This is a genomic window from Comamonas sp. E6 (assembly GCF_001010305.1).
Taxonomy (GTDB): Bacteria; Pseudomonadota; Gammaproteobacteria; order Burkholderiales; family Burkholderiaceae_C; genus Comamonas; species Comamonas thiooxydans.
Window position 1 is genome coordinate 23555 of sequence record NZ_BBXH01000033.1, and the last position, 15083, is coordinate 38637.

Genomic DNA, 15083 nt, shown 5'->3' on the forward strand with positions numbered 1-15083 from the left:
TGCTCAGAAGCCGAAATGGCGGCGGATGCGCAGGCCGAAGATGGTGCCCGCAAATGCCAGTGGGACCCAGATCCAGCCGTGGATGGAGCCGGTGGAGATGCCCGAAAGCATGGCGCCCACATTGCAGCCGAAAGCCAGGCGCGAGCTGTAGCCGAGCACCAGTCCCGCCACCAGGGCCACGACCCATTGCGTGCCTGTGAGTGCCTTGGCAGCCGCGGGCTTGCCGGCGGCAATCCACAGTGCGCCGCCCAGAATGCCGATATTGGTGATGCTGGTCACGTCCAGCAGCACGGTCTCATGCAGGCGCGCCGCATTGCCGGGCTGGCTCCAGAACCAGTTGCTGGCCAGATCGACGGCGCCCGTGGCGTTGGCGATCTTGGCGGCCCACAGACCAAAGCCGTAGACCACGCCCCAGGGCTGGCCCGCGATGATCAGGTTGAGCGTGGCCAGGATGGCCAGCAGCACGGCACCAACCAGCCATTTGCGCACCAGCAGCGGCTTGGCCGGGCGGTTCAGGGCGGCATTGGCTTTTTTCACATACAGGGCCACGCCTGCAGCGATCACGGCCAGTGCGATCAGCGTGGCGATCAGCGCTGGAGCCCAGCCCCATTGCGTGACCAGACCCACAGGGGCAGCATTGCCCAGGTCCAGCCACCAGCCCAGGTGCAGGCTGCCCAGAAAGCTGCCGATCGCGAACAAGGGCAGTATGGCCGTGTTCATGGGAATGCCCATGCCGGCTTTGTAGAGGGTGCCGCTGCCGCAACCGTCGGCGATCTGCATGCACAGGCCGAAGACAAAGGCACCGACCAGCAGGCTGATGCTGGGGGGGCCGAGAGCTGCCGTCAGCTCGGGGAAATGGCCCAGCAAAGGCATGGCCAGTGCCGCAGCCAGCGCCAGCAGCAGCAACTGGCCAAAGATGCCGCTGCCGTCTTTTTCCTCGACCAGCATGCGCCAGCCCGTGGTGAAACCAAAGCGCTTGCCGGCCAGCACCGCGCCCAGGCCTATGCCCACGGCGAACAGCGCCGCCTGGCGCACCGAGACCGACCACAGCAGCCAGCCAAAGAAAACGGCCAGCAAGGCCGTTATGGGAAGTCGTTTCATGTGTTTTTATGGAATTGATGGGTAAGGACTGCGACGCACTTTCCGCAAAGGGCATGCACCCAGATCAGAGACAACGAGCAAAGGCCGCCCTGCAGCGAAGTTGTCGTCCCCCTTGGGGGCGCCGGGCTTGGGGAAGGCGCGAAGCGACTCAGGGGGAGTCATTTAAAAGTTTTTTCCCACCATTTCTGGGCGTCATAGGCCAGTGACTGGGCGCGGCCCGGCTGGTTGGCCATGCGCGGCGCGTCCTTGGACTGCGTCCAGTCCACCATGGAGCCTGCGTAGAGCTTCACATTGGGCAGGCCGGCCATTTCGGACAGACCGAACCAGTCGGTGGCCGCCCAGTGACCGGTATTGCAGAAGGCCACCATGTCCTGGCCTTGTGGGCGCTGGACCTTGGCAGCGATTTCCCTGGCCTTGGCGGCATCCACGAACTGCGAAGTACCGGGCACAAACCACTGGTTGAAATCCAGCTGCTGGGCGCCGGGCAGGGTGCCCGAGAGCTTGGCGGCTGGCGCGCGGGTCTTGCCCAGATAGAAGGCGTCGGGGCGCGAGTCCACCAGAGCCGCGTTGGACAGGTCGAGATGCCTGCCCACGTCCTGCTGGGTGGCCAGCCAGCTGGCGTCAAAGGTCGGTGCGTAGCTGCTGGGCGCGATCTGTGTGCGGGTCTTGGCCAGGGGCTTGCCTGCGCCTTCCCAGGCCTTCATGCCGCCGTTGACGATGGACAGCTCCTGGAGACCCAGGCTTTTGAGCGTCCAGTAGACGCGGGCAGTGGCACCGAAGTCCGTGGCGTCGGCACCGCTGGAGATCACGATGGCATGCGTGGCTGGCGTCAGGCCCAGGGACTGCACCAGCGCCACCAGCTTGGCTTGGTCAGGCAGTTCGCCAGGATTGGTGGCCGGGCCGCGCCATTTGCCGTAGGGGGCGTTGGCAGCCTGGGCGATATGGCCTGCCTCGAAGGCTTTGGGGTCGCGGATATCGATGAGGCGGACATCGGCCTGCTGCAGCAGAGGCTGCAGCTGTTCGGGGTTGAGCAGGGGCTGGGCCGCGAGCGCCCAACTGCTGGCGCCCAGGCCCAAGCCCAGACCCAGTGCATAGCGTGTCAGAGAGTTTTTCATGGCAGGAGTCGGCAAAACCGAGTCGTCAGGGGCATGGCTATGCCCAGGGCCTCTATTGTCCGGCCTTGCCGCGACAGGGCCAACCAAGAAAAACTTGTCTGCTTATTGCCTGGGGTCATGAACCGGAGAGCAAACGGCGTGACTTCTGATGATGATAGCTAAAAGTGGTTGAATCGCTTTGTGGGTGAGCGATTGCAGCTATTGATTTAGATGATTAATGTGCTTTGCAGGGCCGGAAACAGCTCCTGCACGGCACGCCGGATGCCGCCATAGCCCGTACAGCGACAAAGGTTTCCGCACATCAGGGCCTCGGCCTCGGCGGCTGTGGGGCGGGGCTGCTGCTGGTGCAGCCAGCTCATGCTCATGACCATGCCGGGGCTGCAATAGCCGCATTGCACGCCGCCGCAGCGCGCCAACGCCTCGCGCACGGGCTCGCTGGCGCTGTCCTGTGCCACGGACTCGATGGTGCGCACCGTCTGGCCCTGGATCTGATAGGCCATCAGCAGGCAGGCGTTCACGGGCTCGCCGTTGAGCCAGACCATGCAGGCGCCGCAGCGTCCCACTTCGCAGCCGGGCTTGGCCCCGGTGAGGTGCCAGTGCTCGCGCAGCAAGGTCAGCAGCCGGGTATCGGGGCTGCAGCTGGCGCTGACCGGCTGGCCGTTCAGATTCAGTTGCAGCACAAAAGCCGAGGCCTCCTTTGCGCTTGCTGCGGGTGGCTTGCCGCCGTGCTCCGGGATGTGGGGCGTCGTCATGGTGTGGAGGGCTCCGCGCCCGCTTCCAGCAGCGCAATCACGCGCTCCGGGGTCATGGGCAGTTGGGTGATGGGGCGCTGCAGTGCGGCGGCCAGGGCATTGGCCACTGCGGGCAGGGCCAGGTTGACGCTGATCTCGCCGGCTCCGCGCGGGCCTATGGGGTCAGCCTCGGGAAGGTTCTCGATCGCCAGCACCTGCATTTCAGGGGCATCGGCCAGCGTGGGGATCAGATAGCTGTCGAGATTGCGCGCCTGATAGTGGCCGTCCAGGCAGGCCAGCTCCTCCTGCGTGCCCATGGCCAGGCCCATGAGGGCGCCGCCTTCCATCTGGCCCAGATAGCCCTGGGCCGATGCCACGGGGCCCAGGGCCGTGCACATCACCAGCCGCTGCACCTGGACCATGCCGCTCCAGGTGTCGACGCGTACCTGGGCAATGGCGGCGCAGGCTCCGAAGACGAAGTGGGTGTCATGCGCGTTGCCCTCCGGGTCCTCTGCGCGCAGGTCTATGGAGATACAGGGCGCTTGTTCGCCCGATGCCTTTGCCAGATCGGCGTAGCTCAGGCACAGGCCCGCAGCGCTTTCCAGGCCCCAGGCGCCGCAGCGCAGAGGAATATTGGGCAGCAGTCTTGCGGCGGTCAGGAGCAAGGCTTGCTGCCAGGGCTGGGCCGCCTCCTGCAAGGCGCGCCATACCAGCGTGGTGGCGCGCGAGGCGGCGACCGGGCCCGAGTCGGGCGTCAGCCGGGTATCGCCCAGCACCGGCCTGATGGCGTCGGCGGCGCAGCCCAGATGCTGCGCGCCCAGGCTCTGGATGGTTCCGACCAGGTTTTGTCCCAGCTCGGTGAAGCCGCAGCGCAGCTCGATCGCACCGTCGGCGGCCAGGGCCAGCTCCATGCGGCAGTCGCTGGGGCCACCCTTGCCAAAGCCGTCACTGCGGTGGATCAGCGTGAGGCCCACGCCGTGCAGATGGCGGCCATCCGCGCTGGCCCAGCGGTGCGGTCCGCGCCACAGCGCTTGCTGGTGGGCGACATCGAGTGCGCGCAGGGCGCCGTCGAACGGCACGACATGCTGGCCCAGCGGGCCGGGTGCCTCGGGAGCGGCGAGATTGAGGGCGCGAAACGCGTCAGCTGTCATGCCGACCAGCGCAGCCAGTCTGTCCATCTGCTGCTCAAGTGCAAATTGCACCTGCACGGCGCCGAAGCCGCGAAACGCACCGGCGATGCCGTTGTTCGTATAGGCCAGCCTGGCGCCGAGGTCCAGTGCCAGATACCGGTAGGGGCCGGGGGCATGCTCGAGCGCAGCATCCAGCACCTCGGGGCCATGCGTGGCATAGGCCCCGGTGTCGGCCACTATCTGCACCTGGTGGTAGGTGAGCCGCCCCTGTGCATCGCAGCCGGTCTGCATGTCGATCTGCATGGGATGTCGCTTGACACCCAGATCCACTGATTGCGGACGTGTCAGATGCAACCGTACGGGGCGCTGTGCCCTCCAGGCCAGCAGGGCCGCGATGGGTTGAATCGTCAGCTCGTCCTTGCCGCCATAGGAGCCGCCCACGGGCGTGGCCACGGCGTGAACCCTGTCGTGCGGCAGGCCCAGCATGTCGGCGATGACCTGCTTTTCCCGCGCGGGGTTGTGGCCGCCGAAGAACAGGCGCAGGCCGCCCGCGCCATCGGGCTCGGCCACACCGCCTTCGGTCTCGAGAAAGGCATGCATCTGGCGTGGCGTGACATAGCTGTCCTGCACCCGGTGCACTGTGCTTGCCCGGGCCGCAGACATGTCGCCCTGGCGGTGGCTGGCGGCATGCAGCAGATTGCCGTCCTGATGGACCGCCTGCTCGGAGGCCGCCGTACCGTCAAGGGCGGCGACCGGGTCGCAGACCGGGGGCAGGGGTTCGTAGTCAACCCGGATCAGCGCCAGAGCCTGCCGCGCCGTCTCCATGTCCACGGCCGCAACGGCGGCGACCGGGTCGCCCACATGGCGCACCTTGTCGATGCAGAGCACGGGCCGGTCTACCTTGCGCAAGCCATAGTGCTTGATGCCGGGGATATCGGCATGGGTGACCACGGCATGGACGCCTGGCAGGGCTTGGGCGGCGCTGGTATCGATATGCAGAATACGCGCATGGGGGTGGGGGCTACCGAGAATCGCTCCGCGCAGCTGACCCGGCTGAATGCGGTCGCTCAGAAAGCCCGGGTTGCCGCCGAGCTTGGCCCTGGCATCGGGCCGGGTCGGTAAAGCCTCAAGGCTCAGCTCGCGGATGTGATGAGGGGTAAGGAATTCCATGATGGTTCAGGCCAGCAGCCCGCAATGTCCGGCAATCAGGCGGCTGGCAATCCGGGCCAGATCGGGAGGCAGGCTTTGCTCGCAGGTGGTGCGTATATCGCCGAGGGAGGGATGGATCTGCAGCTCCTGCGCATAGCTCAGCAGCTTTTCCGTGGCTTGCAGGCGGTGCACTCCTATGCCGGGAGCCGCCACGGCGATTCGGTCCACGCTCAGCAGCTGTTGTGCATCGCTCCAGCGCAAGGCCATGCGCAGGCGCGCGGGGGAGAATGCCGCGCGGTAGCCGACCTTCTCGAACACCAGTGGCCGGGGCTCCATCACATCGCTGCGCGGCAGCAGGAACGACAGCATCAGAGGCCGGTCCATGAGCTTGAGCGTCTGCGCCAGCGACTGCAGGTTGCCGTCCGTCAATTCGACCTGTGCATCCATGGCCAGCAATACCGGGCAGCAGTCGCCTTCGCCCCAGCCTATATTGCCGCCCAGGGTTCCCAGGCGGCGTATTCCCATGGCTCCGAGCTGATCCAGGGCCTGGACGAGCACGGGCGCGTGCTGCTGTACCCAGGGGTGACAGCGGACGGCTTCCAGCCGCATGCCTGCACCGATATGCAAATACTGCGGGCCGAGGCTGATCTGCTGCATCTCGGGCCAGTGCATCACATTGATGAAATGCGTGGCCGACGGCGCCAAGCGAGGCTCTGCCCATGACTGCTGCAGCAGCGTGCCCCCGGCGATGAAGCAAGCGGCATCGCCGAGCTTGCGGGCCAGGGCCTGTGCGGCCTGGGGTGACGAGGGGTGGGTGAGCAGCATGGCAGCCTCCTGCTGGCGTGGTCCTCAGCGCTGTGCCCAGAAGGCTTGCTGCTGGGCGGCGATCTCGGCCTCCATCTCGGGTACGGGGCCGATCAGCTCCACGGCCTTCTGGCAATGGTCGAAGACATAGCGCGACGAGACGCTCATGGTCGGGTTCTCGCCATGGCTGCCCGTGCATTCCAGCAGGCGATGCTCGGTCATGCCGAACACGATGCGACCGATATTGGCCCAATAGGCCGTACCGGCGCACATGCAGCAAGGCTCTACATTGGTGTAGAGCGTGCAGCTCCAGAGAAACTCGGCCGTGTAATTGGTGGCCGCCATGCGCGCCAAGGTCGATTCCGCGTGGTTGACGGTGTCGATATTGCACTGCTCCATGAGCACGGTCTCCTGGTCGGGACCCACCAGCACGGCGCCGAAGGGGTGGTGGCCCATTTGTGTAGCGCGCTGGGCCACGGCCTGCGCGCGCCGCAGATTGCACTGGATTTGTTCGGCAGAGGGCATCAGGCCCTGAGGGGGGAAGTTCTTGTCTGTCATGGTGGCGGTCCTTGTGTTGATCAGGCTGGAGTGCTCTGGCTCCAGGGAAAGAGGCGCTTGTGCAGCTGCTGTACACCACCATAGAGCAGCAGGCTGCACAGCACCAGCAGTGCCAGTGCGGCAAAGGCCACGGGTACCTTGAAGGACGAGGTGGCAAACAGAATCAGATAGCCCAGGCCTTTTTCCGCAGCCACGAACTCGGCGACCACGGCGCCCACAATGGCCAGCGTGATGGAGACCTTGAGGGCTGAAAACACATAGGGCACGGCAAACGGCATGCGAATCTGCCAGTACTGGCGGCTGGTGGTGGCGCGCAGCGAACGCGACAACTCCACCAGCTCTGCCGGCACCGAAGCCAGGCCCAGGGCCGTGGAAACCACCAGCGGGAAAAAGGCAATCAGTGTGGTGATGACCACGCGGGGCAGCAGGCCTGCGCCCAGAGTGACGACGATGATGGGGGCGACGGCCACGATGGGGGTGGACTGGATCACCACCAGCCAGGGCATGATGATTTTCGAGAGCAACTGCGATCGCGTGATGGCAATGGCTAACGGAATGGCCAGTGCGATCGCCAGCGCATAGCCTATGAGCGCGACCTGCAAGGTGGCCGTGACATGCTCCAGCCAGCGCTGCAGCCCCATCTCGGCAGCAGAGCGCCAGATCTGGCTGGGAGCGGGGAAAATGTACTCGGGTATATGCGCCAGGCGGCAGGCGCACTCCCAGAACAGCAGGACGGCGAGGAAAACCAGCAGCGACGCATGGCGTTGTATGAGGGCAGACATAGGGGGCCTCTTGGGGCTGCGGGAGGATCTTCAGGCGTGTGCCGGGTGTTTGCTGAAGACCTGGAGACGAATCTCGTTGGCCATTTCGGTGAACACGGGATCGGCCAGAGTGGCCATGCTGCGCGGGCGTGGCAGCGGCACATCGATGATGTCGGCCACACGGCCCGGGCGGGCGCTCATGACCACGATGCGGTCGGACAGCAGCAAGGCCTCCTGGATGGAGTGGGTCACAAAGACCACGGTCTTGGGGCGCTCGTTCCAGATGCGCAGCAGCTCCAGGCTCATTTCGTCGCGGGTGAGTGCGTCCAGCGCCGAAAAGGGCTCGTCCATCAGCAGGATGTCCGGGTCATGCAGCAAGGAGCGTGCAATCGCGACTCGCTGCTGCATGCCGCCCGAGAGTTCGTGGGGCCGCTTGTGGCCGAAGTCCCTGAGGCCGATCATCTCCAGCAACTGCTGGGCGCGGGCCTCTTCCTTCATTTCCACATGGCCGTATTTGTGGCGCATGGGGAAGGTGATGTTGTCAAGCACCGAGAGCCATGGCAGCAGCGTGGGCTTCTGGAACACCATGCCGATCTCGTCGCGTGGTTCGGTCACGGGCAGATCGAAGATACGTACCTCGCCGCTGCTGGGGCGGATCAGGCCTGCAATTAGGCGCAGTATGGTGGACTTGCCGCAGCCCGAGGGGCCGATCAGCGAGACGAATTCGTGGCGGCGCAGATGCAGGTCCACGCCCTGCAGGGCCGTGACAGGGCTGCCATCGCTGAAGACAAAGGTCTGGGTGACCGCGTTCAGATCGATTACGTATTGCATGGCAGGCGATCCAGGAAAGAACAAGGGCGGGAGCGTGAGGGCGGCGCTGCGCCGCGCTCACATGGCATTTACTGGCTCAGAAAGCGGCGATCCACCAGCGTTTCCGGGTCGACCTTCTTGGGGTCGTAACTCATGGACTGGGCCACCCAGCCCCAGGTGGCTGCCAGCAGCCGGGGCTCGAATTTGCCCAGGCCGTCGCGCTGGCTGATCTCGTTCCTGAGCAGCGGGATGGAGGCTTCAAATTCGGCCTTGACCACGGCAGTGTCGGCTTCGGGTACCTGGGCCTTCAGCGACTCGGCCGCCTTTTGCGGGTTCTGGATGGAGAACTCCAGCGACTTGCCCAGTGCCCGCACATAGCGCTTGAGCACCTCGGGGCGTTCCTTGATGGTCTTGTCGCTGGCCATGACGGACCAGCCATAGCCGTCCAGACCGAACTGCGTCCAGGGCAGGACCGACAGTTCCCTGCCGGCCTGCTTGAGCACGGCGCCGAAGGCCGGAGCCACGGTCACCCAGTTGATGGTCGCATCCACGCGGCCCTGAGCCAGCATGGGCGCCAGCGTCGCCGGGTCCGACTTGATGACCTTGATCTTGCTGGCGTCCACGCCGTTCTTCTGCAGCACGATGGGCCACAGCGCATTCGACGAGGAGAAGGTGGGCATGGCCACCGTCTTGCCTTCCATGTCCTTGAGGTTCCTGATCTTGCTGTCGGCGCGCGTGAACAGCGCATCGGGCTGTTTGGAATACAGCGACATCACGGCCTTGACGGGAATCCTGCCTTCGGCAGCGGCCATCATCAGCGCCGAGATGCCGCCAAAACCCACATCGGCAGAGCCCGAGGCCACCTTGGTCACGGCATCGGCCGAGCCTCGGCCCGGAACAATCTTCACGTCCAGGCCTTCGTCCTTGAAAAAGCCTTGCTGCACGCCGGCATAGACAAAGGACTTGTCGCCCCCGGGTAGCCAGTCGAGCTGCACCGTGAGCTTGTCGGCTGCCTGGGCCGCTGCGCCACAGGCGACGAGCATGGCGAAAAGGGCGGAGCGTTTGAAGTAGGTAGCGGGGCGCGTCATGAATAACTCCTGAAGAATGCGAGTTTTGGGTAATTGGTTGCTATACATTGATGAGCGGCATGCGCAAGCTCATAAAAGGTTTTGATTGAATTTCATCTAAAGCCGGCAGCAAGGCGTCGCTCAGGGCCTGAGGGCAGGCCAGTTGGGGCACATGGCCGCAATCGAGGCTGATGCGCCTGGCGCCCGGCGTGAGCTGCTGCATGCGCTGCTGCAGCGGCAGCGTCACGGAGCGGTCCTGGCGACATTCCACATAGATACGTGGCACCCGGCCAAAACGCTCGGCGCTGAGCCGGTTCACCATGGCCCGGCCCGCTTCGGGCTGGACGCAGAGACGGCTGGCCGCCTTGAGTGCTGCGGTCGGAGGGCAGTCATGCAGGAACAAATCCATGGCGGCTTCCAGCGACACGCTGCTGGCATTGCGCTGCTCGTTCCAGGCCAGATGCGGGCCTATGCCCTGGTAGTCAAAGCCCGGATCGGCGGCGCGGCATTGTGCGATCACATCGCCATAGCTCATGCCGCTGGGCAGCATCATTCCGGACAGGTAGACCAGGGCGCTGACCCGCTCGGGGGCGGCCTGGGCGACCTGAGACGCTGTCATGCCGCCACCGCTGTGACCGACCACCACGGCAGGGCCGTCCAGCGCTTCCAGCACGCGCAGCACATGGGCGGTGTAGCCGTCGAGATTGGCGCAGCTGTCGTCTTCGGCGGCGGCATCGTTGCCCGGCAGATTGACGGCAAGCACCTTCCAGCCTCGGGCCTGCAGCAGCGGCGTCCAGGCCGCAAAAGCCCAGCTGCCTTGCCAGGCCCCGTGGATCAGCACCATATTGCGTGAGCTTGTCATCGTGGTCTCCGTCAACCGTAGGTGCGGCGATAGCATTCGATCTGGTGCTGCTCCACCGTGACGGCCGGGTATCTGGGCTGCTCGCCATCGTCCAGGCAGGTGGGAATGCATTCCACCTTGTGCAGCGGGTTGCCCGTGAAGAAAAAGGGCACGGAATAGCGTTCGCGACCCGAGACATTGATGACCCGGTGCAAGGTAGAGACATAGCGGTCGTTGGTCCAGCGCGCGAACAGGTCGCCGATGTTGACGACGAATGCGCCGGGTACGGGGGGGGCGTCGATCCAGCTGCCGAGATCCTTGTCCCAGACCTGCAGGCCGCCGGCCTCGTCCTGCAGCAGCAAGGTCACGCCGCCGAAGTCCGTGTGCTCGCCGCAGCCTTTCTCGCCGGGTTCAGGGTTGGCAGGCTGGGGCGGGTAATGCAGCAGGCGCAGGGTCGCGGCGGCCTCCTTGAGATAGCCGTCGAAGTGGCTGACCGGCACGCCCAGCGACAAGGCTAGGCCGCGCACAATGGTCGCGCCCAGGCCGTAGGCGGCCTGGTAATAGTTCTGCATCACGGCGCGGAAGTCGGGCAGGGTTTCGGGCCATTGGTTGGGGCCGGTATTGAAGCGGCCGGCCAGCACGCGCGCATCGTTGGCCGCGACCTCGGCGCCAGCGTAAAAGCTTTCCTTGAGATCGGGCGGTGCGCCGCTCTCCAGCGTCTGGGCGCGCAGCGGCTCATAGCCGCGATTGCAGCGGGAGAGCTTTTTGTCCACGGCCAGCTTTTCGGTCATGGGCAGGTCAAAGAAGCGCTGGCTGGCGGCAAACAGGCTGCTGATCAGCGCAGGGTCTATGCCATGGCCGGTGATATAGAAGAAGCCGCGCTGTTCGCAAGCCTGGCGCAGTTGCTCGGCCACCAGGTGCTGATCCACAGGGTCATGGCTGCGCAGGCCGCTGATGTCGATGAGGGGGAGGGCAGAGGTGCTCACGAATGGCGTCCAGAAACTGAAGAACTGGAGTCAGTTTAGAAAGCACAGTCCGTGCTGGATAGCGCAGCTTTTGCTGCGGGGTGATCTAAAAATGTGAGCGCTAATCGCTGATGGGTAAAGTGTTGCACGGCATTGGTGCATTCGCGAGAGGCGATACGCACAATGCCGGTGCAGTCATGGACCGGGGCGCTCTCAGCTCCTGGCGGAAGCCGCCGCAGCGGCGGTCTGCGTGCGGGCCACCCATTCACGCAGGGCGACGCTTTCCTCGTCCTCGCGGCTTTCTATGGCATCGGCCGCGATGCGGTTGAAGGCGTCGAGTGCCGATGGCAGCGTGCGTCCTGCACGCACATAGACGCCAAGTTCGGAGTACAGAGTGGTAGGGGTATCCAGCGGCACATGGACCAGCCGGCCTTCGCGCAGCTCGCGCTCCAGCCCCAGGCGGCTCTGGAAGAAAATTCCCACGCCGCGTTCGGCAAGACTCTTGGCCAGCTCGATGGACGAGGTTTCCAGCAACACCTGCAATGCACGCTTGTGGTGCGCCAGCAAGGGCTGCAGCAAGTCGTGCATGGAGAGTTCGGGCGTTGGCAGAATCAGCGGAAAGGCCGCGCATTGCGCAAAGTCCACGCGCTCCAGCTGGGCAATCGGGTGCTTGGGCGGCACGATGGCACCCAGCGCAAAGCGGCCCATGGTGCATTGGCGCAGATTGTCGTGGCGCTTGATCGAAAAGCCTATGCCCACGTCCGCATCGCCCTGAATCACGGCCTGTGCCGCCTGCTGGGAGCCGCAGGTGCGCACATGAATCTGAATCGTGGGATAGCGCCTGTGCATCTGCGTGAGCACGGCCGGCATCAGGTCGGCGTTCAGGCCTTCCACGGCGGCCACGCTGACCGAGCCGCGACGTACGCCGCGCAGCAGCTCCAGCTCGGTGCTGAGGCGGTGCTCGTCCTGCAGCACTGTGATCACATGGCGCGAAAACACTTCGCCGGCGGCCGTGAGCCGCAGGCCCGAGCTCAGGCGCTCGAACAGCGGGCTGCCGATTTCGTCCTCAAGCTGCAGCAATTGGCGGTTGACTGCCGACGAGGCCACATGCAGATGGCGCGCGGCTTCGCGTATGGAGCCGCAGCGGCGAATCATGTCGAAATAGCGAATGGAGCGAGCGTGAATATGCATGCAGCCGGAGGCAGCATATGCCGTGCCAGTTCGCTGGATGGCCGCCTACTGCGGCGCGCCCGCCGCCTTGGCGTGCTGGGCGCGGGCCTTGAGCTCGACATCGTCCTCGCGCCCGGTGGGCCAGCCTTGCATATGCTGCCGGGCAATATCGCTGAGTGCGGTGATCCAGGGCGCACTGTCGTTGAGGCAGTCTATGTACTCGAACTGCTGGCCGCCCGCATGCAAAAAGGCTTCACGCGCTTCCTGCTTGATTTCCTCCAACGTCTCCAGGCAGTCGCTGGTAAAGCCGGGGCAGACCACATCGACGCGCCGGGTGCCGGCCTGGGCCATGGCAATCAGCGAGGGTTCGGTATAGGGCTCCAGCCATTTGGCCTTGCCAAAGCGCGACTGGAAGGTCACCAGATACTGGTCGGTGGCGAGCTTGAGCCGCTCGGCCAGCAGGCGTGCCGTCTTGTGCGATTCGCAGTGGTAGGGATCGCCCAGATGCAAGGTGCGCTCTGGCACGCCATGAAAACTCATGACCAGCTTGTCCCCGCGACCGTGGCCGCGCCAGTGGGCTTCTATGCGCTGTGCCAGCGCTTCGATATAGCCGGCATCGTCGTGGTAGCGGTTGACGAAACGCAGCTCGGGAATATGGCGCTGGGTCCTGGCCCAGTCGTAGACGGCGTCGAACACGCTGGCCGTGGTCGTGCCCGAGTACTGGGGGTACAGCGGCAGGATCAGGATGCGCGTCACGCCGTCTTTCTTGAGGGCATCCAGCTGGGCCGCAATGGACGGCGTGCCGTAGCGCATGGCCGGCTGCACCAGCACATTGTGGCCGCGCTCGCCCAGCCAGCCGCGCAGCAAAGTGGCCTGGCGCGTGGTCCAGTGCAGCAGCGGGGAGCCGTCCTTTTCATGCCAGACGGTAGCGTACTTGGCGGCCGATTTGGCCGGACGGGTGCGCAGGATGATGCCGTGCAGAATCGGCCACCAGGCGAGCTTGGGAATCTCGACCACACGATCGTCACCGAGAAACTCCGCCAGATAAGGGCGCACTGCTGCAGCCGTGGGGGCGGCCGGGGTGCCCAGATTGCACAGCAGGATGCCGGTGCGTGCGGATTGGTCGTGACGGAAGCTGGGTTCGGGCGCAAAGCGTGATGGCATGGTGCAATTGTGTCAGCTAATCGGATAGGCGCAGCCGCTCTGCGGCATTAGCCGGGCCGCTATTCTTCGGGGTATGCAACCCCAAGACACCACAGCCCCTGCCATTGAAACTCTTCAGCGTCTGCGCCACAGTGGCCAGATTCGCGCCATCAGTCTGGATCTGGACGACACGCTCTGGCCCATCTGGCCCACGATTGCCAAGGCTGAGGCCGTTTTGCTGCAGTGGCTCGCGCAGCATGCTCCCGCTACGGCCGAGCACCTGGGCGATACGGACAAGGTGCGTGCCTTGCGTCATGAAATCGTGGGGCTGCGCCCGGATCTGAAAGCCGACCTCAGCGGCCTGCGCCGCGAGTCCATCCGGCTGGCGCTAAGCCGCGCCGGTGACGATCCCGCCCTGGCCGAACCGGCCTTTGACGAGTTCTTTGCCGCTCGCCAGCGGGTCGAGCTGTTTGACGATGCCTTGCCGGCGCTGCAGTTTCTCTCGCAGCGCTGGCCCGTGGTGGCCCTGTCCAATGGCAACGCGAATGTGCATGTGGTGGGTATCGGTGAGCACTTCCATGCCTCGCTGTCTGCCAGCGGAGCCGGCATGGCCAAGCCCGAGACGCGTTTTTTTCAGGCCGCAGCGGATGCGGCCGGCGTCGCCCCCGAGCATGTGCTGCACATCGGCGACGATGCGGAGCTGGATGCCCGGGGCGCCATGGATGCGGGTATGCACGCAGTCTGGCTCAACCGCGGGCAGGTAGCATGGCCTTGCGTGGGACCTGAACCCCACGTCACAGTCGCCAGCCTTTGGCAGTTGTGTCAGGGGCTGGCAGATCGTTGACCGGGACGAGCGGGAGCAGTGCGGGTCAGCGAACAAGGACCGCCTATGCCTACCTGTCTGTCTGCCTGTCTTCTCACGCCGCCTCCGCTGGCACCTGTGCGAACCATTGCCTGGAGCCGGCCTATGGTGTGGCTGTCCAGAGCCTTGCAGGACATTTCTAACGCTCCGTTAATCAGTCTGGCGCATGGTCTGGCCTTGATCCTGATCGGTGCAGCAATCCTGACCCTGGGGCACAATCGCTTTTGGTTGATGGCAGGGGCCTTGTCGGGCTTTCTGGTGGTGGGGCCTCTGGTGGCCACCAGCCTCTATGCCGTCAGCCGGGCCATAGAGCGCGGTGAGGTGGCAGACTGGGGTCTGATTCGCCGCACCTGGACGCAATGGCAGAGCTGCCATGCCACGGGCCGGGGAGGGTACTGGTGCATGGTCAGGTTCGGCGCCTTGCTGGCGCTGGCAGCCACGGGCTGGGTGCTTATTTCGGCATCGCTGATCACCGTGATGTCGCCCGTGCGCGTGCAAACCCTGCAGGATTTCATTGTGCATGTGGTGCTGGCCAGGGATGGTCAGCTATTTGTGCAATGGATGGCTTTGGGCAGCTTTCTGGCTGCTCCGATTTTTGCGTCCAGCGTGGTGGCCATGCCGCTGATGCTGGACAGGCGAGTGACCGTGCGCCAGGCCGTGTTGACCAGTTGGTCCGTGGTGCTGGCCAACCCTGGCCCTATGGCCTTGTGGGCGGCGCTGATTGTGATGTTGACTTTGCTGGGCCTTGGCAGCTATCTGCTGGGGCTGGTGGTTGTGATGCCCCTGCTGGGCCATGCCAGCTGGCACGCCTATCGAGACCTGGTGGATGCCTCTGCATTCCCCGCCAGAGATGAAGCGATAGTGCCTGCCGTCTGA

Annotated in this window: 15 protein-coding genes; 2 read left to right on the forward strand and 13 right to left on the reverse strand. The window is 64.9% G+C overall.

The window, feature by feature from the left end; all coding sequences use genetic code 11:
* Positions 1-3: 3 nt before the first annotated feature.
* From CSE6_RS23390 to hemH, 13 genes are all read right to left on the reverse strand, one after another.
* Positions 4-1101: a YeeE/YedE thiosulfate transporter family protein gene (locus tag CSE6_RS23390; protein WP_034378269.1), complete on the reverse strand. Its 1098-nt coding sequence runs from the start codon at positions 1099-1101 to the stop codon at positions 4-6.
* Between the two features lie 158 nt (positions 1102-1259).
* The gene (locus CSE6_RS23395) at positions 1260-2216 is read right to left on the reverse strand and encodes a sulfurtransferase (protein ID WP_059441612.1); all 957 of its coding nucleotides are present in this window, start codon (positions 2214-2216) and stop codon (positions 1260-1262) included.
* Between the two features lie 206 nt (positions 2217-2422).
* The gene (locus CSE6_RS23400; RefSeq protein WP_045840424.1) at positions 2423-2968 is read right to left on the reverse strand and encodes a (2Fe-2S)-binding protein; all 546 of its coding nucleotides are present in this window, start codon (positions 2966-2968) and stop codon (positions 2423-2425) included.
* Complete coding sequence (locus tag CSE6_RS23405) at positions 2965-5247, reverse strand: xanthine dehydrogenase family protein molybdopterin-binding subunit (protein WP_059441613.1); 2283 nt, start codon at positions 5245-5247, stop codon at positions 2965-2967. The genes CSE6_RS23400 and CSE6_RS23405 overlap by 4 nt, the downstream gene beginning before the upstream one ends.
* Positions 5248-5253: 6 nt before the next feature.
* Entirely contained in the window at positions 5254-6051 is a 798-nt protein-coding gene (locus CSE6_RS23410) for a xanthine dehydrogenase family protein subunit M (protein ID WP_034357970.1), read from the reverse strand.
* Between the two features lie 24 nt (positions 6052-6075).
* Positions 6076-6588 carry a nucleoside deaminase gene (locus CSE6_RS23415; protein ID WP_059441614.1) on the reverse strand — a complete coding sequence of 171 codons (513 nt, stop codon included), beginning with the start codon at positions 6586-6588 and terminating at the stop codon, positions 6076-6078.
* A 20-nt stretch (positions 6589-6608) separates the two neighbouring features.
* Complete coding sequence (locus CSE6_RS23420; protein ID WP_003068866.1) at positions 6609-7370, reverse strand: ABC transporter permease; 762 nt, start codon at positions 7368-7370, stop codon at positions 6609-6611.
* A gap of 30 nt (positions 7371-7400) precedes the next feature.
* A complete protein-coding gene (locus CSE6_RS23425) occupies positions 7401-8180 on the reverse strand; it encodes an ABC transporter ATP-binding protein (RefSeq protein WP_059441615.1) in 780 nt (259 codons plus the stop codon).
* Positions 8181-8248: 68 nt separating this feature from the next.
* A complete protein-coding gene (locus CSE6_RS23430; RefSeq protein ID WP_034410279.1) occupies positions 8249-9247 on the reverse strand; it encodes an ABC transporter substrate-binding protein in 999 nt (332 codons plus the stop codon).
* Between the two features lie 40 nt (positions 9248-9287).
* The gene (locus CSE6_RS23435; RefSeq protein ID WP_059441616.1) at positions 9288-10088 is read right to left on the reverse strand and encodes an alpha/beta fold hydrolase; all 801 of its coding nucleotides are present in this window, start codon (positions 10086-10088) and stop codon (positions 9288-9290) included.
* A gap of 11 nt (positions 10089-10099) precedes the next feature.
* Positions 10100-11053 (reverse strand): isopenicillin N synthase family oxygenase, encoded by a 954-nt coding sequence (locus tag CSE6_RS23440; protein WP_034357988.1) that lies wholly within the window; start codon positions 11051-11053, stop codon positions 10100-10102.
* A gap of 192 nt (positions 11054-11245) precedes the next feature.
* A complete protein-coding gene (locus CSE6_RS23445) occupies positions 11246-12223 on the reverse strand; it encodes a LysR family transcriptional regulator (RefSeq protein ID WP_034357991.1) in 978 nt (325 codons plus the stop codon).
* 45 nt (positions 12224-12268) lie between these two features.
* Complete coding sequence (gene hemH / locus CSE6_RS23450) at positions 12269-13366, reverse strand: ferrochelatase (protein WP_034378276.1); 1098 nt, start codon at positions 13364-13366, stop codon at positions 12269-12271.
* Positions 13367-13439: 73 nt separating this feature from the next.
* Between hemH and CSE6_RS23455 the strand changes: the two genes are divergently transcribed.
* Both CSE6_RS23455 and CSE6_RS23460 read left to right on the forward strand, forming a co-directional pair.
* Positions 13440-14189 carry an HAD family hydrolase gene (locus CSE6_RS23455; RefSeq protein WP_080746956.1) on the forward strand — a complete coding sequence of 250 codons (750 nt, stop codon included), beginning with the start codon at positions 13440-13442 and terminating at the stop codon, positions 14187-14189.
* Positions 14190-14234: 45 nt separating this feature from the next.
* On the forward strand, positions 14235-15083 hold the full coding sequence (locus CSE6_RS23460; protein WP_034358000.1) for a DUF2189 domain-containing protein: 849 nt from the start codon (positions 14235-14237) through the stop codon (positions 15081-15083).